Genomic DNA, 21,746 nt, shown 5'->3' with positions numbered 1-21,746 from the left:
CAAACAGCCGATTTAGCGATTAAGGAGTATTGGGGTGTCGAGTACCGAAGACGAACAGTTGGCGGATTTGAAGGACTGGTGGACACGCAACGGCAAACCTCTGGTCACCGGCGGCCTGTTGGCGCTGGTCATCGTGTTCGGCTGGCAGGCTTATCACAAGTATCAGAGCAACCAGTCGCAAGGCGCCTCGGTGCTCTATCAGCAATTGCTGGAAACCACGCTGACCCCGGACGGCAAGCCTGACGCCGCGCGCGTTGCGGATCTGGCCGGCAAGCTCAACAGCGAATTCGGCGGTTCTGCCTACGCGCAGTACGGCAGCCTGTTCGTGGCCAAGGTAGCGGTCGACAGCGGCAAGCTGGACGACGCGGCGACCGAACTCAAGGCCATCGTGGCCAAACCGGCCAACCCGGCGCTGGGCGAAATCGCCCGTCAGCGTCTGGCGCAGGTACTGGGTGCACAGAACAAGGCCGATGAAGCCCTGAAACTGCTCGAAGGCGATGCCGACAAGTCGTTCCTGGCCACTCGCGAAGAACTCAAGGGCGACCTGCTGGTACAGCTGGGCCGTACCGACGAAGCGAACGCGGCGTATCAAAAAGCCAAGGCGGCACTGTCGGATGAAGCGGCGGTCGGTGGCCTTCAAATCAAGCTGGACGACCTGGCCAAAGGGGATGCGTGACGTGATCGGTTGGAAGCATGCAGCAGTGCTGGCTCTGGCCATTCTGGCCGCGGGTTGCAGCAGCAACAGCAAAAAAGAACTGCCACCGGCCGAGCTGACCGACTTCAAAGAAGAAGTGGTCCTGCACAAGCAGTGGAGCCGTTCGATCGGTGACGGTCAGGGCGAAACGTACAACATGCTGGTGCCGGCGATCGACGGTGACACCATCTACGCGGCCGACGTGACCGGTATCGTGATGGGCCTGGATCGCAGCAATGGCGACGTGAAATGGAAGAAAGACCTTGAACTGCCCGTGTCCGGCGCCGTTGGCGTGGGTTACGGTCTGGTCATGGTCGGCACCCTGCGCGGTGAAGTCGTTGCCCTCGATGCCATCAACGGCGAAGAGAAGTGGCGTTCGCGCGTCAACAGCGAAGTCCTCGCGCCACCGGCCAACAACGGTGACGTGGTGGTGGTACAGACCCAGGACGATCGTCTGATTGGTCTGGACGCGTCCACCGGCAACCAGCGCTGGGTGTATGACAGCACGCCGGCCGTACTGACCCTGCGCGGCACCAGCGCACCGATCGTCACCAACCGCCTCGCGGTGGCTGGCCTGTCGACCGGTAAAGTGGTCGCTCTCGACATTTCCAACGGCGTGCCGGTCTGGGAACAGCGGATCGCGATTCCACAAGGTCGTTCGGAACTGGAGCGCGTGGTCGACATCGACGGCGGTCTGCTGCTGTCCGGCGGCACCTTGTACGTAGCCAGCTATCAGGGTCGCGTTGCGGCACTGGATCTGGAAAGCGGCCGTCAACTCTGGCAGCGCGACGCGTCGAGCTACGCCGGTGTTGCACAGGGTTTCGGCAACGTTTACGTAAGCCTGTCGTCGGGCACCGTTGAAGGCGTCGACGAGCGTTCCACCACAGCACTGTGGAGCAACGACTCGCTGGCCCGTCGTCAACTGTCGGCGCCGGAAGTGTTCTCCAGTTACGTTGCAGTTGGTGACCTGGAAGGTTACCTGCACCTGCTGAGTCAGGTGGACGGTCGTTTCGTCGGCCGCGAGCGCATCGACAGCGACGGCCTGCGCGCCCGTCCGCTGGTGGTGGGTGACACGATTTATGTGTATGGCAACAGCGGCAAACTGGAAGCCCTGACCATCAAGTAATGGTTTGACTATGCTTGGGGTTGATCCCCAAGCGGCCCTGCTCCGGCAGGGTTTGCAACACCCATGGGCGTTGCCCCGAGCACCAGCCGCTGCCTCGCAGCGGCTTTTGTATTTTCTGAAATAACGAAGTGGAGAGCCGCATGGTTCCCGTAATCGCCCTGGTGGGCCGACCGAACGTCGGCAAGTCCACCTTGTTCAACCGCCTGACCAGGACTCGCGACGCCATCGTCGGCGACTTGTCCGGTCTGACCCGTGATCGCCAGTACGGTGAGGCCAAGTGGCAAGGGCGTTCCTACATTCTGATCGACACCGGCGGTATCTCCGGTGACGAGCATGGTATGGACGAAAAAATGGCCGAGCAGTCGCTGCTGGCCATCGAAGAAGCAGATGTCGTTCTGTTCCTGGTAGATGCCAAGGCCGGTTTCACCGCCGCCGACCAGATGATCGGCGAACACCTGCGCAAGCGTAACAAGCGTTCCTACGTGGTCGCCAACAAGGTCGACAACATCGATCCGGAAATGGCTCGCGCAGAATTCGCGCCGATGGGCATGGGCGATGCGATCCCGATCGCCGGCGCGCATGGTCGCGGCATCACTCAATTGCTGGAAATCGCCCTGAGCGAATTCCCGAAAGATGAGGACGAGCCGCAGGAAGGCGAAGAGCAGGAGGAAGTCGCCGAAGGCGAGGAAGCCAAGCGTATTCCTGGCCCGAGCGAAAAGGACGGCATCAAGATCGCCATCATCGGCCGGCCGAACGTCGGCAAGTCGACGCTGGTCAACCGCATGCTCGGTGAAGAGCGGGTGATCGTCTACGACCAGCCGGGCACCACTCGCGACAGTATCTACATCCCGTTCGAGCGTAACGACGAGAAGTACACGCTGATCGACACTGCCGGTGTGCGCAAGCGCGGCAAGATCCACGAAGAAGTCGAAAAGTTCTCCGTGGTCAAAACCCTGCAGGCCATCAAAGACGCCAACGTGGTGATCTTCGTGATGGACGCCCGCGAAGGTGTGGTCGATCACGACCTCAACCTGCTCGGTTTTGCACTGGAGTCTGGCCGTGCATTGGTCATCGCGCTGAACAAGTGGGATGGCATGACGCCGGGCGAGCGTGACTACGTGAAGACCGAGCTGGAACGCCGGTTGTTCTTCGTTGACTTCGCCGACATCCACTTCATCTCGGCCCTGCACGGTACTGGCGTGGGGAACCTCTACGCTTCGGTGCAGAACTCCTTCAAGTCGGCGGTCACCCGCTGGCCGACCAGCCGTCTGACCCAGATCCTCGAAGACGCGGTCAGCGAGCACCAGCCACCGATGGTCAACGGCCGCCGGATCAAGCTGCGCTATGCCCACCTCGGTGGCGCCAACCCGCCGCTGATTGTGATCCACGGCAACCAGATCGAAAAAGTGCCGAACTCGTACGTGCGCTATCTGGAAAACACTTATCGCCGTGTGCTCAAACTGGTCGGTACGCCGATCCGTATCGAGTTCAAGGGCGGCGAGAACCCGTACGAAGGCAACAAGAACACGCTGACCGACCGCCAGGTCAACAAGAAGCGTCGCTTGATGTCGCACAACAAGAAAGCCAGCAAGAAGCGCCGCGACAAGCGCTGATCCCGGTCATCAAGAGAGAAGGGCGCCGTCTGGCGCCCTTTTTTTATGGGCGCCGGATGGGCTATCCTCGGGCTCTCCCGCGCCGTCGTCAGAGCCGGGGCAGAGCAGGGAACCCCGATGATCACCAGCAAGCTGCCGAATGTCGGCATCACGATTTTCACGCAGATGTCTCAGCTCGCGGCGCAGACCGGAGCGATCAACCTTTCCCAGGGTTTTCCCGATTTCGACGGCCCGCAGGCACTGCGCGACGCGGTCGGTCGACACATCGCCAGCGGCCATAACCAGTATTCGCCCATGACCGGCCTGCCGGCGCTGCGCCAGCAGATCGCGGCGAAAATCGCCCGCAGTTATAACGTCAACGTCGATGCCGACACCGAGGTGACCGTGACCCCGGGCGCGACCCAGGCGATCTTCTGCGCCATCCAGGCGGTTATCCACAGCGGCGACGAAGTCATCGTGTTCGACCCCGCCTATGACAGCTACGAGCCGTCGGTGGAACTGGCCGGTGGGCGCTGTGTGCATGTGCAACTCGGTCTGGATGATTTCTCCATCGACTTCGACAAGCTCAGTGCAGCGCTGAGTCCGCGCACGCGGATGATCATCCTCAACACCCCGCACAACCCCAGCGGCGCCCTGATCAGTCGCGCAGAGCTGGACCAACTGGCGGCGCTGATCCGCGATCGCGACATTTATGTGATCAGCGACGAAGTCTACGAACACCTGGTGTATGACGGCGTTCCGCATGTCAGCGTGCTGGCCCACGAAGAGTTGTATCAGCGCGCCTTCGTGGTCAGCTCGTTCGGCAAGACCTATCACGTCACCGGCTGGAAAACCGGTTACGTCGTGGCGCCGCCGGCCCTGACGGCGGAGCTGCGCAAAGTGCACCAGTACGTCAGTTTCTGTGGCGTGACGCCATTGCAGTTCGCTTTGGCCGATTACATGGCCGAGCATCCGGAGCACGTCGAAGAACTGCCGGGCTTCTATCAGGCCAAGCGCGATCTGTTCTGTGATTTGCTCGCGCCGTCGCGATTCAGTTTCACCCGGGTCACCGGCACCTATTTCCAGTTGGTCGATTACTCGCAGATTCGCCCCGACCTGAACGATGTCGAAATGGCAATGTGGATGACCCGCGAGCACGGCGTGGCGAGTATTCCGGTGTCGGTGTTCTACCAAAGTCCACCTGAAGGCCAGCGCCTGGTGCGCCTGTGCTTTGCCAAACGTGAGGAGACGCTGCGGGAAGCAGCGGCCAAACTATGCGTGATCTGAGTGCGTTGCCCGATCTCAATCTGGCGCTGATCCAGACCAGCCTGGCCTGGCATGACCGTCAGGCCAATCTCGAGCATTTCGACGTTTTGCTGGAGCAGGCGCGCGGTGCGGATCTGATTATCCTGCCGGAAATGTTCACCACCGGATTCTCCATGGAATCCGAAACCTTGGCCGAAGCCGAAAACGGCCCGACCAGCAAATGGCTGCGGGCCCAGGCTGCGAAGCTGAACGCGGTCGTCACCGGCAGCGTGATCATCCAGGCCGCCGACGGCAGCCACCGCAACCGCTTGCTGTGGGCTCGCCCGGACGGCGAAGTGCTGTATTACGACAAGCGTCACCTGTTTCGCATGGCCGGCGAGCACAACCACTACACCCCCGGCGAGCGCCAGGTGCAGTTCGAACTCAAGGGCTGGCGGGTGCGTCCGCTGATCTGCTACGACTTGCGCTTCCCGGTGTGGAGCCGCGACGCGCAGGACACCGATCTGTTGTTGTACACCGCCAACTGGCCGGGCGCGCGGCGTCAGCACTGGAACCGGCTGCTACCGGCCCGGGCCATTGAAAACCTTTGTTATGTAGCGGCGGTCAACCGGGTTGGCACCGATGGCAAAGGCTTTGCGTATACAGGCGACAGTCAGGTGCTGGACTTCCAGGGCGAGACGTTGCTCGCGGCCGGAGAGGCTGACGGGGTGTTCAAGGTGGTTCTGGAAGCGGCTTCGCTGGCGGCTTACCGCGAGCGGTTTCCGGCGAATCTGGATGCGGACACCTTCGAGTTCACCTGATAGCCCAGATCACCTAGATCGTTCCCACGCTCCGCGTGGGAACGCCTCAAGGGACGCTCCGCGTCCCAGTGACGCAGAGCGTCACGAGCTGCATTCCCACGCAGAGCGTGGGAACGATCAGATGGAAAATAAAAAGGCCCCGGAGTGCGAACTCCGGGGCCTTTTGCATTGCAGCGATCAGTTACGCCGCTTTCGCTTCCGGCTGGCTCAGCGAGCGGTTCAGCGCGCTGAACAGGGCCTTGAAGCTGGCGGTGGTGATGTTTTCATCGATACCCACACCGTGCACCGCACGCTCGCCATTCACACGCAGTTCGATGTAGGCCGCCGCCTTGGCGTTGGTGCCTGCGCCGATGGCGTGTTCGTTGTAGTCCATGATTTCCACCGGAATCGGCAGACCGGCCACCAGCGCTTCCAGCGCGCCGTTGCCCTTACCGCGCCAGTGCAGGTTGGTTTCGCCCTGACCTTTGCTCGCCACTTCCACTTCGACGGCGCTATTGCCGTTTTCTTCCTGCAAGCGATGGCTGACCAGCGCGTACGGGGTATTGGCTTGCAGGTATTCGCTGTGCAGCAGCGCGTGGATCTGCTGTGCAGTCATCTCCAGGCCCAGGCGATCGGTTTCACGCTGCACGACCTGGCTGAATTCGATCTGCATGCGACGCGGCAGGCTGATGCCGTATTCCTGTTCCAGCAGGTAAGCGATGCCGCCCTTGCCCGACTGGCTGTTGACGCGGATCACCGCCTCGTAGCTGCGACCGATGTCGGCCGGGTCGATCGGCAAGTACGGTACTTCCCACAGTGCGTCCGGTTTCTGCTGGGCGAAGCCCTTGCGGATTGCGTCCTGGTGGGAGCCGGAGAATGCGGTATGCACCAGGTCGCCGACGTATGGGTGACGCGGGTGAACCTGAATCTGGTTGCACTCTTCAACGACTTTGCGCACGCCGTCGATGTCGGAGAAGTCCAGTTGCGGGTCAAGGCCCTGGGTGTACATGTTCAGTGCCACGGTCACGAGGTCGACGTTGCCGGTACGCTCGCCGTTGCCGAACAGGCAGCCTTCGACGCGGTCGGCACCGGCCATCAGGCCCAGTTCGGTGGCGGCCACGCCGGTGCCACGGTCGTTGTGGGTGTGCAGGCTGATGATCACGCTGTCACGACGGTTGATGTTGCGGTGGAACCACTCGATCTGGTCGGCGTAGACGTTCGGGGTCGCGCATTCAACGGTGGCCGGCAGGTTGAGGATGATCTTGTGCTCAGGCGTCGGGTCCCAGACCTCGATCACCGCATCACAGACTTCCTTGGCGAATTCCAGCTCGGTGGCGCTAAAGGTTTCCGGCGAGTATTCGAATGTCCACTCGGTGTCCGGCTGCATGGCTGCGTATTTGACGAACAGCTTGGCGGCGTTGACGGCGATGGCCTTGATCCCGTCCTTGTCCTGGTTGAACACGATGCGACGGAAAGAAGGGGAGGTGGCGTTGTACAGGTGAACGATGGCTTTCTTCGCTCCGCGCAGGGATTCGAAAGTGCGCTCGATCAGGTCTTCACGGCCCTGGGTCAGCACCTGGATGGTGGTGTCGTCCGGGATGTGGCCGTCTTCGATCAGGGTGCGCACGAAGTCGAAGTCGGTTTGCGAAGCGGCCGGGAACGAGGCTTCGATTTCCTTCACGCCCACCTGCACCAGGGTTTTCCAGAAGCGCAGCTTTTTCACCGCGTCCATTGGCTCGATCAACGACTGGTTGCCGTCACGCAGGTCGGAGCTGCACCAGATCGGCGCGGCATCGATGGTTTTCGATGGCCAGGTACGGTCCGGCAGGTTGATCACAGGAAACGCGCGGTATTTCGAAGACGGGTCTTTGAGCATGCTCATCGGGAAATTCCTTATTGTCTGGGCCGAAAAGAGGCGGCCTGCCGGTGGAACGAACGTTCTTGGAAAAGCGTGGGACGAGGCGCAGCGATTCAGCCCGGCAGTCGTGCGCTGACGAGGCACAGGCTGCGGTGCTGGCGAAGCTGAATGAGGGTGTGAGAGGTTTTCATGCCCTCAACCCTAACCGCGGGGGATGAGGATGGCAAGCAGTCGAAAAAAATTGAGAGGAATACTCGGAAAGCGGTTTTTTCCGAGATTTTATTCTCTGAATCAGATTGATTGTTTGCAGAGATTGCGCAGTCCGTTCGTCGTGCGCAATCGCTGTGGGAGCGAGCTTGCTCGCGATGAGGGCCTTCGCCTCACCCGCAAATCAAGGCTGGAAAGCCCCGATGAAAATCGCCGGATCGACCCGCGCATCGTTCAGGCTGACGTTCCAGTGCATATGCGGTCCGGTCGCCCGACCTGTGGCGCCCACTTTGCCAACCACCGCGCCACGCGCCAGTTGCTGGCCGTTCTGCACTTCAATCTTCGACATATGACAGAACATACTGATGAAGCCCTGGCCATGGTCGACGAACACCGTGTTGCCATTGAAGAAGTAGTTGCCGATCAGGATCACCTTGCCCGCCGCCGGGGTCTTGATCGGCGTGCCCGCCGGCACCGCGAAGTCCAGACCTGCGTGTGGATTGCGCTCTTCACCGTTGAAGAAACGGCGCACGCCGAACTTGCTCGACAGCGGCCCGTTGACCGGTTTGTCCAGCAGCAGGTTGCTTGGGGTGTTCGGGCTGAAACTGCGATAGGCCTTGATCTGCTCGGCCAGTTCGCTCTCGATGCGCTTGAGATTGGCCGGGTTCGGATTGACCTGCTGAGTGTTCTTCAGGGTGATGTGCTGTTCCGGGTATTTCTTGTTGCCGACATTGAAGTTGAGGTTACGGCCGCCACTGCTGATCTGCTGAATACCGGGTTTGACGGTCAGCGGAACGCCGACAATCGCCAGCCAGTTGTTCTGTTCCTTGACGACCAGCACCGGTTTGCCCTGATACGTGGCTTTCGGCGCTTGCGCGGCGCTGCCCAGATTGACGACTGCCACGCCGCCCGGCACCGGTTTGTTCAGCAGGCGGGTGATATAACTGTCGGCGTGGGCGTTGAAGGTCAGGCACAGCAACAGCAGCGGAGCGAGAAAACGCGGCATGGATCAGTCCAGTAAAGAAAGAGTGACGGGCGTCAGGTGGTTGTCCTCGACGCGCACTTGCAGCTCGCCTTCGCCCAGTCTGGCTTTGAGGCGCTGGCCGGTGTGGGTCTGCGCGGCGTTGCGGATCGCGTTGCCGCGCTCATCCAGCAGAATGCTGTAGCCACGGCCGAGCGTCGCCAACGGGCTGACCACGTGCAACGTCTGCATCTGGCTTTGCAGCTGCAGGCGACGGCGTTTCAGGCCTTCGTTCATGGCGCGTGGCAGGCGTTCGGCGAGGCTGTCGAGGCGTTGGCGCAACAGGGCCAGTTGGCGTCCCGGGTGTTGCCCGGCGAGGCGGGTTTCCAGGCGGATCAGGCGTTCGCGGCGGGTATTGAGCTGACGCTCGAAGGCACGGCGCATGCGCATGTCGAGGTCATCCAGACGCTGTGCCTGCTGGCGCAGACGTTCGCCGGGATGGCGCAAGCGGCGGGTCACGCCCTCGAGCCGCAGGCGATCGCGCATCAGGCGATCACGCATGCGCATCACCAGTCGGCGATGCAGGCTTTCGACCTGACGGATCAGGTGACTGGAGTCCGGTGCAAGCAGTTCAGCAGCAGCGGACGGCGTGGGGGCGCGCACGTCGGCCACGAAGTCGCTGATCGACACATCGGTTTCATGGCCGACTGCGCTGACGATCGGCGTGACGCAGGCATCCACCGCCCGGGCCACGGCCTCTTCGTTAAAGCACCAGAGGTCTTCCAGCGAGCCGCCGCCACGGGCCAGGATCAGCGCGTCGAAGCCACGGGCATCCGCCATTTTCAAAGCGCGGACGATCTGCGCGGTGGCTTCACGGCCCTGAACGGCAGTCGGGATCAGCGTCAGTTGCACTTGCGGCGCGCGACGGCGAAACACGCTGATGATGTCGCGAATCACCGCGCCGGTCGGTGAACTGATGATGCCGATGCGTTGCGGATGCGCCGGAAGCGGCACCTTGCGCTCGGCACTGAACAGGCCCTCGGCGCTGAGCTTTTCCTTCAGCGCATCGAAGGCCAGGCGCAGGGCGCCGTCACCGGCAGGCTCCACGGTGTCGAGGATCAGCTGATAGTCGCCACGCCCTTCGAACAGCGAGACCTTGCCGCGCACCTTGACCGCCAGGCCATCCTTCAGCGCCTGACGCACCCGCGCGGCATTCTGGCGGAACAGTGCGCAACGCACCTGCGCGCCGCTGTCCTTGAGCGTGAAATACACGTGGCCGGACGCCGGGCGGGCGAGGTTGGAGATTTCGCCTTCGACCCAGATGTTGCTGAACACGTCTTCAAGCAACACCCGCGCGCGGCCGTTGAGCTGGCTGACGGTCAGGACTTCGCGGTCCAGACCGAGTCTTGCAAAGGGATCTTTAATCATGGGGCGCAGTTTAAAGGCATTCGCCGGTGAATGTCTGGAGGAAGTGTTGCACCAGAGCTGTGGGATTTTGCCGAGAGGCGAGGGCGACGGTGCTCTGGCAATCGCCGGTCAGCGGGACAAATCTCACACCGGCGGGCGCGATATCCTGCATCGATTCCGGCAGTAGCGCGATGCCGAATCCGGCCTGGATCAACTGCAGTTGCGTGGTCTTGCGCGACATCACCCGCGCAGCCTGAGGGAAGAAACCGTGACGCATGCACAGGTCGGCGCACAAATAACTCAGCCCGCCGCGCTGCGGATGCGGGATGGAGATAAACGCTTCGTCTCTCAATTGCGCCAAGTCGACTGCCTCCACCAACGCCAGTCGATGATTCATCGGCACGGCAAGCAGCAGGCGCTCGGTATAGAGCGGCACAACCTGAACGCCTTCACGCTGGCGCAGTACTGGCAGACGCAGAAGGCCGATGTCGAGCAGGCCCTCGGCCAGTTCTTCAAGTTGTGTTTCCGAGGATAGCGTGCCGATGTCCAGCGAAACGCCGGGTCGTTGCTCAAGATATGCGCTCATGTCGCTCAGCAGCCGGCCACTGATCGGGACGGTACTGGAGTGACACACGCGCAAAGTGCCGCGTTGGCCCTGGCCGATCTCCGTGGCCAGGGTGCTGGCCTTGTTCAGTTCATTGAGCAGGTTTCTCGCCCGGGGCAGGAACGCTTCGCCAGCAGCGGTGAGCCGGGGCTGACGCGCGGTGCGTTCGAACAGCGGTGTTTGCAGTCGGGTTTCCATGTCCTTGATCTGCCGGCTCAACGCCGATTGAGCGATGAACAGCCGTTCGGCTGCGGCGCTGAAGCTGCCGCTTTCGGCGATTTCCACGAAGTAGCGCAATTGACGGGTTGAAAGCACGAGGCATGCCTTTTCGAGATGGCTTGGCGAATTCGATGATATTAGTCGCAACCCTCGGCGCTGGCTAAAGTCATCGCAGGTCTATAAAGGAAGCGAATGGATGAGCGTGGCGGGTTTGTTGAGCGAATGGTCGTGGGGCGCGCAGGGCTGGGTGGTGATCGGACTGGCCATCGCGCTGGCCTACATCGTCTTCGGGATTGCCGGTTTCGGTACGGCGCTGGTGGCGGGGCCGATTCTGATTCTGTTCATGCCGCTGTCGAAAATCGTGCCGTTGCTGGTGTTGCTGGATTTCGTCGCGGCGTTCGGCAATTTGCTGCCTTCGCGGCGGGATGTGGCGAAACCGGAATTGCTGCGGCTGCTGCCGTGCATGGCGGTCGGTTGCACGCTGGGGGTGATTTTTCTGCTTAACCTCAAATCCGATCTTTTGCTGCTGTTGATGGGGCTGTTCATCAGTGCCTATGCGATCTACAGCTTGTGGATCAAGGCACGGCCGACGCAGTTGTCCGCCGGGTGGGCATTGCCGATGGGCACGGTGGGCGGGCTGTTCGGGGCTTTGTTCGGCAGTGGTGGCTTTCTTTATGCGATCTACCTCAACAGCCGACTGCCCAAGGACGCAGCCCGGGCCACGCAAAGTGCGCTGATCAGTTGCAGCACGGTGGTGCGTTTGAGCCTGTTCGCCATCGCCGGTGTGTATGCCGAGCTACCCTTGTTGATGCTTGCGCTGTGCCTGTTGCCAGCCATGGCGCTGGGCTTGTGGGGCGGGCGGCGCTTGACCATGCGCCTGTCCCGCGAGGCCTTCGTGCGGCTGGTGACCTGGCTGGTGCTGGCAAGCGGGATTGCGCTGATCGGCCGCTATTTAAGCACTTGACCGGATTTTGTCAGGGATTAAGCTGCCGGCCGCGTTCGTCGCAGAACATCCTTTGACGCAGCAGGCTTGCACCATGAATTCCCAAAGCATCATCGTCCCGAAAATCTCCAACCTGCCGGTGCACGAGCCCCGGGCCCGGGCGATCCTGCGCTGGCTGGTGCGCAAGAACATCGTCAAGGAAGAGCTGAGCACCTGTGGACGCACCGGCAATCGCATGGCCTACGCCATCGCCGATGGCGCCCGCGCGGTGGTGCTATACCCGGAGGCGTTGCCGTTCGGTGAGCCGATCAATGGGCTGGAAGTCATTACCAAGCGCTGTATCTACACGCCAGCCAAGGGTTTTCTCGAGGAGGCTGGTTGTGCCGAGTGCCGTCAGGAAATCGGCGAAGCATTGTTCGAAAGCCTGGAAGACTGGATGCCGGGCCGCACTGACAACTTCACCTGCCCTGAGTGCGGGCATGAAGACGACATCAACGGCTTTCTGTATTTGCAGGAGTGCGGTTTTTCCAACCTCGGGTTCATCTTCAACAACTGGCTGGAGGCGGGGTTCAAGCAGAGCTTCATAGACGAATTCGCCGACTGGCTGGATCAGCCGGTGAGCTGGGTCAAGGTCGAGCTTTAGAGGCCGCTTTTTCCGTACATCAGCAACATTGATATAAGACAAGTTTTACATTGAACCCGAGGGGGTGTCTGACTATAATGGCGCGCTTCCATTTTCCCGCTCGGGAGCCCCCGCGATGCTGCGTATCAGCCAAGAAGCTCTGACCTTCGACGACATTCTCCTAGTGCCCGGTTATTCCGAGGTGCTTCCTAACGAAGTCAGTCTGAAGACCCGCCTTACCCGTGGCATCGAGCTGAACATTCCTCTGGTTTCTGCCGCCATGGACACCGTTACCGAAGCCCGTCTGGCAATCGCCATGGCTCAGGAAGGTGGCATCGGCATTATCCACAAGAACATGACCATCGAGCAGCAAGCTGCCGAAGTTCGCAAGGTCAAGAAGTTCGAAGCCGGTGTGGTCAAGGACCCAATCACCATCGAGGCTGACGCCACGGTTCGTGATCTGTTCGAACTGACCCGCATGCACAACATTTCCGGCGTTCCGGTTCTGCACGATGGCGACCTGGTCGGCATCGTCACTTCCCGTGACGTGCGTTTCGAAACCCGTCTGGACGCCACCGTTCGCGAAGTGATGACGCCCAAAGAGCGTCTGGTCACTGTTCGCGAAGGCGCCGACAAGAACGAAGTCCGCGAGCTGCTGCACAAGCACCGTCTGGAAAAAGTCCTGATCGTCGACGACAAGTTTGCCCTCAAAGGCATGATGACCGTCAAAGACATCGAAAAAGCCAAGGCTTACCCACTGGCCAGCAAGGACGACCAGGGTCGTCTGCGCGTCGGCGCTGCGGTCGGTACCGGTAAAGACACAGGTGACCGCGTTGCTGCCCTGGTCAATGCCGGTGTGGACGTGGTGGTGGTCGACACCGCTCACGGTCACTCCAAAGGCGTGATCGACCGCGTTCGCTGGGTCAAGGAGAACTTCCCTGAAGTGCAGGTGATCGGCGGCAACATCGCCACCGGCGCAGCCGCCAAGGCTCTGGCCGAAGCTGGCGCCGACGCGGTCAAGGTCGGTATCGGCCCTGGCTCGATCTGCACCACCCGTATCGTCGCCGGTGTCGGCGTTCCGCAAATCAGTGCCATCGCCAACGTCGCCGCAGCCCTTGAAGGCACTGGCGTTCCGTTGATCGCCGACGGCGGCATCCGTTTCTCCGGTGACCTGTCCAAGGCCATCGTGGCCGGTGCGTCCTGCGTGATGATGGGCTCGATGTTCGCCGGTACCGAAGAAGCGCCGGGCGAGATCGAACTGTTCCAGGGCCGTTCGTACAAGGCTTATCGCGGCATGGGTTCGCTGGGCGCCATGTCCCAGGCTCAAGGCTCCTCCGACCGTTACTTCCAGGACTCCTCGGCAGGCGCCGAGAAACTCGTTCCGGAAGGCATCGAAGGCCGTGTTCCCTACAAGGGCACCCTGAGCGCGATCATTCACCAGTTGATGGGCGGTCTGCGTTCCTCGATGGGTTACACCGGCAGCGCCAACATCGAAGAGATGCGCACCAAGCCTGAGTTCGTGCGGATCACCGGTGCAGGTATGGCCGAATCCCACGTCCACGACGTGCAGATCACCAAGGAAGCGCCAAACTACCGCGTAGGTTGAGGCTTCAAGCAAAACGTCAAATGACCGGGGCTGTTTTATTCAGCCCCGAGTTGTTTCTGAATCAAGACTGTTTCTGAATTACTTAGACGAGACTGAATCATGGCCCTCGACATTCACGCTCACCGCATCCTGATCCTCGACTTCGGTTCGCAATACACCCAACTGATCGCCCGCCGCGTGCGCGAGATCGGTGTGTACTGCGAACTGCACCCGTTCGACATGGACGAGGATGCGATCCGCGAATTCGCGCCAAAAGGCGTGATCCTCGCGGGCGGTCCCGAGTCCGTGCACGAAGCCAACAGCCCGCGCTGCCCGCAAGCGGTGTTCGATCTGGGCGTACCGGTTTTCGGTATCTGCTACGGCATGCAGACCATGGCCGAGCAGCTGGGCGGCAAGGTTGAAGGCTCCGAACTGCGTGAGTTCGGTTATGCCCGCGTTGACGTGGTCGGCAAGAGCCGCCTGCTCGACGGCATCGAAGACCACATCGACGCCGACGGCCTGTTCGGCCTCGACGTGTGGATGAGCCACGGTGACAAGGTCACCAAAATGCCAGGCGATTTCCACATTCTGGCCAGCACCCCGAGCTGCCCGATCGCCGGCATGTTCAACGACGAGCGTGCTTACTATGGCGTGCAATTCCACCCGGAAGTGACCCACACCAAGCAGGGCGGTCGCATCCTGTCGCGTTTCGTTCTCGACATCTGCGGCTGTGAAGCCCTGTGGACTCCGTCGAAGATCGCCGAAGACGCCATCGCCAACATCCGCGCACAGGTCGGTACCGACAACGTGCTGCTGGGCCTGTCCGGCGGTGTGGATTCCTCGGTAGTTGCGGCGCTGCTGCACAAGGCCATCGGCGATCAACTGACCTGCGTCTTCGTCGATAACGGCCTGCTGCGTCTGCACGAAGGCGAGCAAGTGATGGCCATGTTCGCCGAGAACATGGGCGTCAAGGTGATCCGCGCCAACGCTGAAGAGCAGTTCCTGAACAACCTGGCCGGCGAAGCCGATCCGGAGAAGAAGCGCAAGATCATCGGCCGCACCTTCATCGACGTGTTCGATGCCGAATCCTGCAAGCTGGAAAACATCAAGTACCTGGCCCAGGGCACCATCTACCCGGACGTGATCGAGTCGGCTGGCGCGAAAAGCGGCAAGGCCCACGTGATCAAGTCGCACCACAACGTGGGCGGCCTGCCGGAAGAAATGAACCTGAAACTGGTCGAGCCACTGCGCGAACTGTTCAAGGACGAAGTCCGTCGTCTGGGCCTGGAACTGGGCCTGCCGTACGACATGGTCTACCGCCACCCGTTCCCGGGTCCGGGCCTGGGCGTGCGGATCCTCGGTGAAGTGAAGAAGGAATACGCCGACCTGCTGCGTCGCGCCGACCACATCTTCATCGAGGAACTGCGCAAGGCGGACTGGTACCACAAGGTCAGCCAGGCCTTCGTCGTGTTCCAGCCGGTGAAATCGGTTGGCGTGGTCGGCGATGGCCGTCGTTACGCCTGGGTCGTGGCCCTGCGTGCCGTGGAAACCATCGACTTCATGACCGCGCGTTGGGCACACCTGCCTTACGAACTGCTGGAAACTGTCAGCGGCCGCATCATCAATGAAATCGAAGGTATTTCGCGCGTGACTTACGACGTGTCGAGCAAGCCGCCGGCGACCATTGAGTGGGAGTGATCCTGCGTCGCGCCCTCTAGAGTTCAAGTTTGGATTCGCAGAGGCGCAAAAGGGGTTATAAAAAAGCCAGTCAGTTAATCTGACTGGCTTTTTTGTTTTTGGGCGGAAAGTGCGGAGGCGGGCGCAGGTATTAGAGGAACTGTGACCGAATCAAATCCGTATCGAACGGCGTTATTCCTTGATCAGGTGCAAACACCGCTTGTGCCTGCTGCGGCGAAGCCACTCGTTCGCCTCGTGCACGTACGTGCAAATCGAACAATGTCTCCAGATCAGGCCGCGGTGTATGTACCAAAGCCCGCAGCATCAACGATATTCCGCTGAGATTGTTCCCGACGTTGTTCCACCGGGGAGCTGAGGTCAGTCCCAGGTCAGCCCAGATCACTCGGCGCTCCTGCAGGTCCATCACGAATGGCAGGCAGATCTGTGTGTCGGATGCAATATCGATACGATCGAACACTGTTCGCGGCTCGAATATTTCACCCGATGCCGTATCGGTGCGGGCCATCCAGCCAGCGAAGCATTCTGGAAGATCGCAGTACGGTTGCTGGGTGTACGAGTTGATGGACGTGACGACATAACGGATACCCTTCTCGACGAGGACTTCAAGGTCAAGGTCGATGAACTCCGAAGCCCCTTCGGGTGCGTCGACGATGTCGCCGCTGTGGCAGCCGCCGTAATCTTTCAGGTTGTAGTACGCAACCGTTTCCCTGAACACGAAGTTGGCATCGAAAAATGCGGCGGACAAATCGATGTCCGTGCGTGAACGACCGTTTTTCCACCAAAGGAACAGACGAATGAAACGTGTGTCAGGCATCGGCAATCGGCTGCCCCGCACCAGTGTCCGTAGCGATTTTGAAGACGCGCGTTGTGCCAGCGGTACCCTGAATTCGCTTAATTCCGGATCGATGTAACAGCGACCCAATGGCGGTAGTGTCGCAAACCGCGTTACCAGAGCGTCCTCGCAGATTCGGGCTGCACGGGCCAGCACCTCGGGTGCGAGAAGCTCTCGGTCATCCTTGATGCCATAGACTTTGGCGAACGAACCCTTGGGTGTGAACCCTCTAAGAGGCAAGGGGCGTGGCGCACGTGACTGGGCCAGCAACTGCAGCAGGACAGGCGAGGCAACTTGTGCCGCAACAGCCTCGAACGCATCGAGAACCGGCCCCGGTTGCGTCGCGCGCCGCAGGGTCGCGTCCAGCCGTCGTGCGAACTCACCGGGACGACTCTGGAGCACGGACACAAGCTCGGCAATATCGCGCTGGGCGAACAGTGTTTCGACACGTGAACCAAATGAGGCGAGCGCTTCGTTGCGACGCGCTGCGGTGATGGCGGCCAGCGCTCTTGGGTATTTATCGGCGTAATCGCCCGGATGAAGCACTTCAGCCAGGCGTTTCCATCGCTCGGCTTGCCGCATCACGTCTTCTGTAGCGTTGGGTATTTGATCGAGCAGACTCAACAGCAGGCGGCGCATCGAGCGCTTCATCGCTTTGAAACGTGTCGTAGCGGTCGCCAGCGACACGTCTCCTCCATGCAGCGCGATCGCCAGTCGTAGCACGTCAGTCGCCGTTTCGACGTTTTGCTCCAGGAATGTATCTATCCGAGTATCGCCGGCTACATACCGGATCAGTGCGCCGCCAACCTGTGCCCGGATCTCCCGGAACGGGACGACTTCAGGCAGCAGACGGAACACATCACTTTTGTACTCGCGGATAAACCAGATGACATCGGTCGCTTCCTCCTCGGAGAGCGAGGTGCGTGATGAAACCAGAGGCTCAAGCAGTGACTCGAACTCAGGGATGCTTCCCGGTTCGATAACCCAGGAAATGAAGTTGCCTTCAAGCAGTGGGGGGCAAGACTCTTCAGTCGCTGGTATACGTCGCAGCGTGAGGTAATGCATGACGGCGTTGAGGTACAGCTCGGCCTCCGAGGCCGTCAGAACCTGCTCAGGAAAGTCAGGGTAAAACGGCCGGTGGTGCACATGAGCGCCACTCCTGCGCCGAAGCACTCTGACAATGTCACGCAACCAGTACTTGAGCTCTGTCGCCGACAACAGGCCGATTTGTTCAATCAGAGGCTCTGACAGTACGCAGCGGAACGCCGCGATTTCCCGGACAACCGACGCGACCTGAGCGCGCGTGGCACCACCAGTACCCATCGGGACGTGAACTTTGCTGCGGCGACGCAGGAACAGCTCCTGATTCATGCTTGATTTTCTCCTTGGGTCGCCGGCGTGAGCGAGCTGCAGCATCATGTCTACAGCTGATATGAAAACGCCTGCTGGGAGCAGGCGCGGTGTGGAGAGCGGAACCCCTAGTTCATAGGGTTTAGAAGGAAGGTGTTCCATAGCCACGCCGGCATTCTACGGAAGGTTTTCGCTTTTTGTCAGGTTGCTGTGTTTTTCAACAGTAACAAGCTGCTTCGCGAGTGGAGTGGGGTGATACCCCTGCGGCCTGTGGTCACGGCCGCGTTGCTGTTTCTTTCTCATTTGCAGGTGTATCGTATTCGCCCTTTACGGGCCTGCGGGCCCGCCGCAGATACGTGAGGTAGTTGAGTTCATGTCCTTTACCCGTCGCCAAATCCTCGGTGGCCTGGCCGGTCTTGTTGTCGTTGGCGTGGGAGCGGGGGGCGCGTCGCGTTACTGGCTGGGCAAGATGGCCGATGCCGATGCGGGGCATGACTACGAGCTGATCGCCGCGCCACTGGATGTCGAGTTGGTGCCGGGGCACAAGACCGAGGCGTGGGCGTTCGGCCCGTCGGCGCCGGGCACCGAATTGCGCGTGCGTCAGGGCGAGTGGTTGCGGGTTCGCTTCATCAATCATCTGCCGGTCGCGACCACCATTCACTGGCACGGCATCCGCCTGCCGCTGGAAATGGACGGTGTGCCGTATGTGTCGCAATTGCCGGTGCTGCCGGGCGAATACTTCGATTACAAATTCCGTGTGCCGGACGCCGGCAGCTATTGGTATCACCCGCACGTCAGCAGCAGCGAAGAACTCGGTCGCGGGCTGGTCGGGCCGTTGATTGTCGAGGAGCGCGAGCCGACCGGGTTCAAGTACGAAAAGACTCTGAGCCTGAAGAACTGGCACGTCGACGACGAGGGCAATTTCGTCGAATTCAGCATCCCGCGTGAAGCGGCCCGGGGCGGTACGGCAGGAAGGCTGTCGACCATCAACGGCGTGCCTTCGCCGGTGATCGAGTTGCCGGCGGGGCAGATCACCCGCGTGCGCCTGCTCAACCTCGACAATACCCTGACCTATCGCATCAATATTCCCGGCGTCGAAGCGCAGGTTTATGCGCTGGACGGCAACCCGGTCGAGCCGCGCCCGCTGGGCAAGGAATACTGGCTCGGCCCGGGCATGCGCATCTGTCTGGCGATCAAGGCGCCGGCTGCCGGTGAAGAACTGTCGCTGCGCAATGGCCCGGTTCGCCTGGGCACTCTGCGTTCGGTAGCCAACAATGACGCGCCGACCGACTGGCCGAAAGCACTGCCGGCCAACCCGGTGGCCGAGCCGGACCTGGCCAATGCCGAGAAACTCAACTTCAATTTCGAATGGGTCGGTTCGGTGTCGGTGAATGTTGATAACGGCAAGCCGCCGAGCCTGTGGCAGATCAACGGCAAGGCCTGGGACATCACGGACAAGACCTGCGCCGACCGGCCGATCGCCAGCCTGAAACTGGGTCAGAGCTATATTTTCGAACTGAAGAACATGACCCAGTACCAGCACCCGATCCACCTGCACGGCATGAGCTTCAAGGTGATTGCGTCGAACCGGCACAAGATCGTGCCGTACTTCACCGACACTTATCTGCTGGGCAAAAACGAGCGCGCGCAAGTGGCGTTGGTGGCGGATAACCCTGGCGTGTGGATGTTCCACTGCCACGTGATCGACCACATGGAAACCGGCCTGATGGCCGCCATCGAGGTGAAGTGATGCGCCAGATTCGCCCCGCGGCGATCATCGACCGCAGCCGTGACCGCGACTTCATGCGCGAAGCCCTGGCGTTGGCGGCCCAAGGCGCAGCCCTCGGCGAAGTGCCGGTGGGCGCGGTGCTGGTGCAGGATGGCGAGATTATCGGTCGCGGCTTCAATTGCCCGATCAGCGCCAGTGACCCGAGTGCTCATGCGGAAATGGTCGCGATCCGCGCCGCTGCTCAGGCTGTGAGCAACTATCGCCTGCCGGGCAGTACGCTCTACGTGACGCTGGAACCGTGCAGCATGTGCGCCGGGCTGATCGTGCATTCGCGGATTGCGCGGGTGGTGTACGGCGCGCTGGAGCCCAAGGCCGGGATTGTGCAGAGTCAGGGGCAGTTCTTCACTCAGGGCTTTCTCAACCATCGAGTGCTGTATGAAGGCGGGGTGTTGGCGCAGGAGTGCGGGGCGGTGTTGACCGAGTTCTTCAGGGCGCGGCGGGCGAAACCCGCAGACTGAAGCACAACATCAAACCCTGTGGGAGCTGGCCAGCCAGCTCCCACAATTTTTTGCAGTGTCTGGAAGGGATCGTTACTTCTTCGCGACGATGACGGCGCGCATCGGCGCCGGCAGCCCTTCGATCGTCTTGCTGTGATCTTGCGGATCGAGGAAGTCGCTCAACGACTGATACTTCATCCACTCGGTCCCGCGCTGCTCTTCGACGGTGGTGGTGCTCACATCCACACATTTCACATCGGTGAAACCCGCGCGCCGCAGCCACAGTTCCAGCGCCGGCACCGATGGCAAAAACCACACATTGCGCATCTGCGCATAACGGTCTTCCGGCACCAGCACTTGATGCTTGTCGCCTTCGACCACCAATGTCTCCAGCACCAGTTCGCCACCCTTCACCAGGCAATCCTTCAGCGCCAGCAAATGCTCGATCGGCGAACGACGGTGGTAGAACACGCCCATGGAAAACACCGTGTCGAAGCCTTCCAGGTTCGGCGGCAGGTCTTCGAACGGGAACGGCAGGTGCCAGGCATTCGGCTCTGACAGATAACGTTGCACCGCCTGGAACTGGCAGAAGAACAGCCAGTTCGGATCGACGCCGATCACGCTGTCGGCACCGGCGCCGAGCATGCGCCACATGTAGTAGCCGTTGCCGCAACCGACATCGAGGATGCGCTTGCCCTTCAGGTCCAGATGCGGAGAAACCCGCGACCACTTCCAGTCCGAGCGCCATTCGGTGTCGACGTGCACGCCGAACAGATCGAACGGCCCCTTGCGCCACGGCGACAGGCCCATCAGCGCGGTGCGCATCTGTGCGCGGGTTGCGTCGTCGCAATCGGTGTCCAGCTTCAGGCCGTCGAGCAGGTCGACTTCGGTCGGCTGGAGCTTCGGCAAAGCGTCCAGCGCACTTTGCCAGCGTTCCAGATCGCCGTGGCCTTTCTCCATTTTCTTGTCGAGCTGCACTTGCAGGGTGTTGGCCCATTCGGCCAGCGGCGTACCGGCCAGACGGCGGGCGAGGGGAGACAGATCAATCATGGCAAGGCAATCAACGAGGCAAAGTTAAGACACTGGAACCACGGCACGACTTTCGAGAACCCGGCCGCCAGCAGGCGCTCGCGGTGTTCTTCGAGGCTGTCGGGCTTCATGACGTTTTCGATGGCGCTGCGCTTCTGGGCGATTTCCAGTTCGCTGTAGCCGTTGGCGCGTTTGAATGCGACGTGCAGATCGGTGAGCAGCGCGTGTTCTTCGGCATCGTTGAAGCGCAGCTTCTCCGACAGAATCAGCGCGCCACCCGGCAGCAACGATTGGCGAATGCGCGACAGCAACGCGGTGCGCTGATCCGGGGCGATGAATTGCAGAGTGAAGTTCAGCGCCACCACCGAGGCCGGTTTGAAATCGAGGGCGAGGATGTCGCCTTCGATCACCTCCACTGGCAGCAACTCCTGGAACATCGAATCCTGACCGTTGAGGTATTCGCGGCAGCGCTCGACCATCGCCGCCGAGTTATCCACCGCGATCACCCGGCAACCGTCGGTGCGCACGTGCCGGCGCAGGGCCTGGGTTACCGCACCGAGAGAGGCGCCGAGGTCGTAGAGCACGCTGTTCGGCCGGGCGAACTGCGCGGCGAGCACGCCGAGGTTTTCGACGATGGTCGGGTAACCCGGCACCGAGCGCTTGATCATGTCCGGGAACACCCGCACCACGTCTTCGTTGAAGGCGAAGTCAGGCACCTGGGCCATCGGCTGGGCGAAAATGCGATCGG

Annotated in this window: 18 protein-coding genes; 11 read left to right on the top strand and 7 right to left on the bottom strand. The window is 61.0% G+C overall.

Annotated elements, in window-relative coordinates:
• Window positions 1–34 precede the first annotated feature (34 nt).
• The 5 genes from CAF79_RS20075 (at window position 35) to CAF79_RS20055 (ending at window position 5,478) form a co-directional block, all read left to right on the top strand.
• The gene (locus CAF79_RS20075) at window positions 35–676 is read left to right on the top strand and encodes a tetratricopeptide repeat protein (protein ID WP_011335807.1); all 642 of its coding nucleotides are present in this window, start codon (window positions 35–37) and stop codon (window positions 674–676) included.
• Window positions 669–1,820: an outer membrane protein assembly factor BamB gene (bamB, locus tag CAF79_RS20070; protein ID WP_085699825.1), complete on the top strand. Its 1,152-nt coding sequence runs from the start codon at window positions 669–671 to the stop codon at window positions 1,818–1,820. Before CAF79_RS20075 ends, bamB begins: the two co-directional genes overlap by 8 nt.
• Window positions 1,821–1,960: 140 nt before the next feature.
• Window positions 1,961–3,433 (top strand): ribosome biogenesis GTPase Der, encoded by a 1,473-nt coding sequence (gene der, locus CAF79_RS20065; protein ID WP_085699823.1) that lies wholly within the window; start codon window positions 1,961–1,963, stop codon window positions 3,431–3,433.
• A 117-nt stretch (window positions 3,434–3,550) separates the two neighbouring features.
• The gene (locus CAF79_RS20060; protein WP_085699821.1) at window positions 3,551–4,699 is read left to right on the top strand and encodes a pyridoxal phosphate-dependent aminotransferase; all 1,149 of its coding nucleotides are present in this window, start codon (window positions 3,551–3,553) and stop codon (window positions 4,697–4,699) included.
• On the top strand, window positions 4,687–5,478 hold the full coding sequence (locus CAF79_RS20055) for an amidohydrolase (RefSeq protein WP_085699819.1): 792 nt from the start codon (window positions 4,687–4,689) through the stop codon (window positions 5,476–5,478). The genes CAF79_RS20060 and CAF79_RS20055 overlap by 13 nt, the downstream gene beginning before the upstream one ends.
• Before the next feature lie 181 nt (window positions 5,479–5,659).
• Here the strand turns inward: CAF79_RS20055 and leuA are convergent, their stop codons facing one another.
• The 4 genes from leuA to CAF79_RS20030 form a co-directional block, all read right to left on the bottom strand.
• Complete coding sequence (gene leuA / locus CAF79_RS20050) at window positions 5,660–7,339, bottom strand: 2-isopropylmalate synthase (RefSeq protein WP_085699817.1); 1,680 nt, start codon at window positions 7,337–7,339, stop codon at window positions 5,660–5,662.
• A 367-nt stretch (window positions 7,340–7,706) separates the two neighbouring features.
• Window positions 7,707–8,528: a peptidoglycan DD-metalloendopeptidase family protein gene (locus CAF79_RS20040; RefSeq protein WP_085699815.1), complete on the bottom strand. Its 822-nt coding sequence runs from the start codon at window positions 8,526–8,528 to the stop codon at window positions 7,707–7,709.
• Between the two features lie 3 nt (window positions 8,529–8,531).
• Window positions 8,532–9,911: an exodeoxyribonuclease VII large subunit gene (xseA, locus tag CAF79_RS20035; RefSeq protein WP_085699813.1), complete on the bottom strand. Its 1,380-nt coding sequence runs from the start codon at window positions 9,909–9,911 to the stop codon at window positions 8,532–8,534.
• Window positions 9,912–9,921: 10 nt separating this feature from the next.
• On the bottom strand, window positions 9,922–10,809 hold the full coding sequence (locus CAF79_RS20030) for a LysR family transcriptional regulator (RefSeq protein WP_085699811.1): 888 nt from the start codon (window positions 10,807–10,809) through the stop codon (window positions 9,922–9,924).
• A gap of 100 nt (window positions 10,810–10,909) precedes the next feature.
• Here CAF79_RS20030 and CAF79_RS20025 point away from each other — a divergent pair, with 100 nt between their 5' ends.
• The 4 genes from CAF79_RS20025 (at window position 10,910) to guaA (ending at window position 15,561) form a co-directional block, all read left to right on the top strand.
• Window positions 10,910–11,677, top strand: coding sequence for a sulfite exporter TauE/SafE family protein (locus CAF79_RS20025; RefSeq protein WP_085699809.1), 768 nt, complete (start codon window positions 10,910–10,912; stop codon window positions 11,675–11,677).
• 73 nt (window positions 11,678–11,750) lie between these two features.
• Window positions 11,751–12,299, top strand: coding sequence for a sugar ABC transporter ATPase (locus tag CAF79_RS20020; RefSeq protein ID WP_085610914.1), 549 nt, complete (start codon window positions 11,751–11,753; stop codon window positions 12,297–12,299).
• Between the two features lie 115 nt (window positions 12,300–12,414).
• On the top strand, window positions 12,415–13,884 hold the full coding sequence (guaB, locus tag CAF79_RS20015) for an IMP dehydrogenase (RefSeq protein WP_011335798.1): 1,470 nt from the start codon (window positions 12,415–12,417) through the stop codon (window positions 13,882–13,884).
• Between the two features lie 99 nt (window positions 13,885–13,983).
• The gene (guaA, locus tag CAF79_RS20010) at window positions 13,984–15,561 is read left to right on the top strand and encodes a glutamine-hydrolyzing GMP synthase (protein WP_085699807.1); all 1,578 of its coding nucleotides are present in this window, start codon (window positions 13,984–13,986) and stop codon (window positions 15,559–15,561) included.
• A 130-nt stretch (window positions 15,562–15,691) separates the two neighbouring features.
• On the opposite strand, the gene CAF79_RS20005 is transcribed toward guaA, so the two are convergent.
• Window positions 15,692–17,764, bottom strand: coding sequence for a TerD family protein (locus tag CAF79_RS20005; RefSeq protein ID WP_085699805.1), 2,073 nt, complete (start codon window positions 17,762–17,764; stop codon window positions 15,692–15,694).
• Between the two features lie 352 nt (window positions 17,765–18,116).
• Between CAF79_RS20005 and CAF79_RS20000 the strand changes: the two genes are divergently transcribed.
• Both CAF79_RS20000 and tadA read left to right on the top strand, forming a co-directional pair.
• Window positions 18,117–19,493 (top strand): multicopper oxidase family protein, encoded by a 1,377-nt coding sequence (locus CAF79_RS20000; RefSeq protein ID WP_085699803.1) that lies wholly within the window; start codon window positions 18,117–18,119, stop codon window positions 19,491–19,493.
• Window positions 19,493–19,990, top strand: coding sequence for a tRNA adenosine(34) deaminase TadA (tadA, locus tag CAF79_RS19995; RefSeq protein WP_085699800.1), 498 nt, complete (start codon window positions 19,493–19,495; stop codon window positions 19,988–19,990). Before CAF79_RS20000 ends, tadA begins: the two co-directional genes overlap by 1 nt.
• A 72-nt stretch (window positions 19,991–20,062) precedes the next feature.
• Here the strand turns inward: tadA and cmoB are convergent, their stop codons facing one another.
• Together cmoB and cmoA are read right to left on the bottom strand one after the other, a co-directional pair.
• A complete protein-coding gene (gene cmoB, locus CAF79_RS19990) occupies window positions 20,063–21,019 on the bottom strand; it encodes a tRNA 5-methoxyuridine(34)/uridine 5-oxyacetic acid(34) synthase CmoB (protein WP_085699798.1) in 957 nt (318 codons plus the stop codon).
• Entirely contained in the window at window positions 21,016–21,723 is a 708-nt protein-coding gene (gene cmoA, locus CAF79_RS19985) for a carboxy-S-adenosyl-L-methionine synthase CmoA (protein ID WP_234206556.1), read from the bottom strand. The genes cmoB and cmoA overlap by 4 nt, the downstream gene beginning before the upstream one ends.
• Between the last annotated feature and the right edge of the window lie 23 nt (window positions 21,724–21,746).

This window comes from Pseudomonas sp. B26(2017), from assembly GCF_002113045.1.
Lineage (GTDB): Bacteria > Pseudomonadota > Gammaproteobacteria > Pseudomonadales > Pseudomonadaceae > Aquipseudomonas.
The sequence above is the reverse complement of the archived record's forward strand: the minus strand, read 5'-3'. Positions and strand labels throughout refer to the sequence as shown.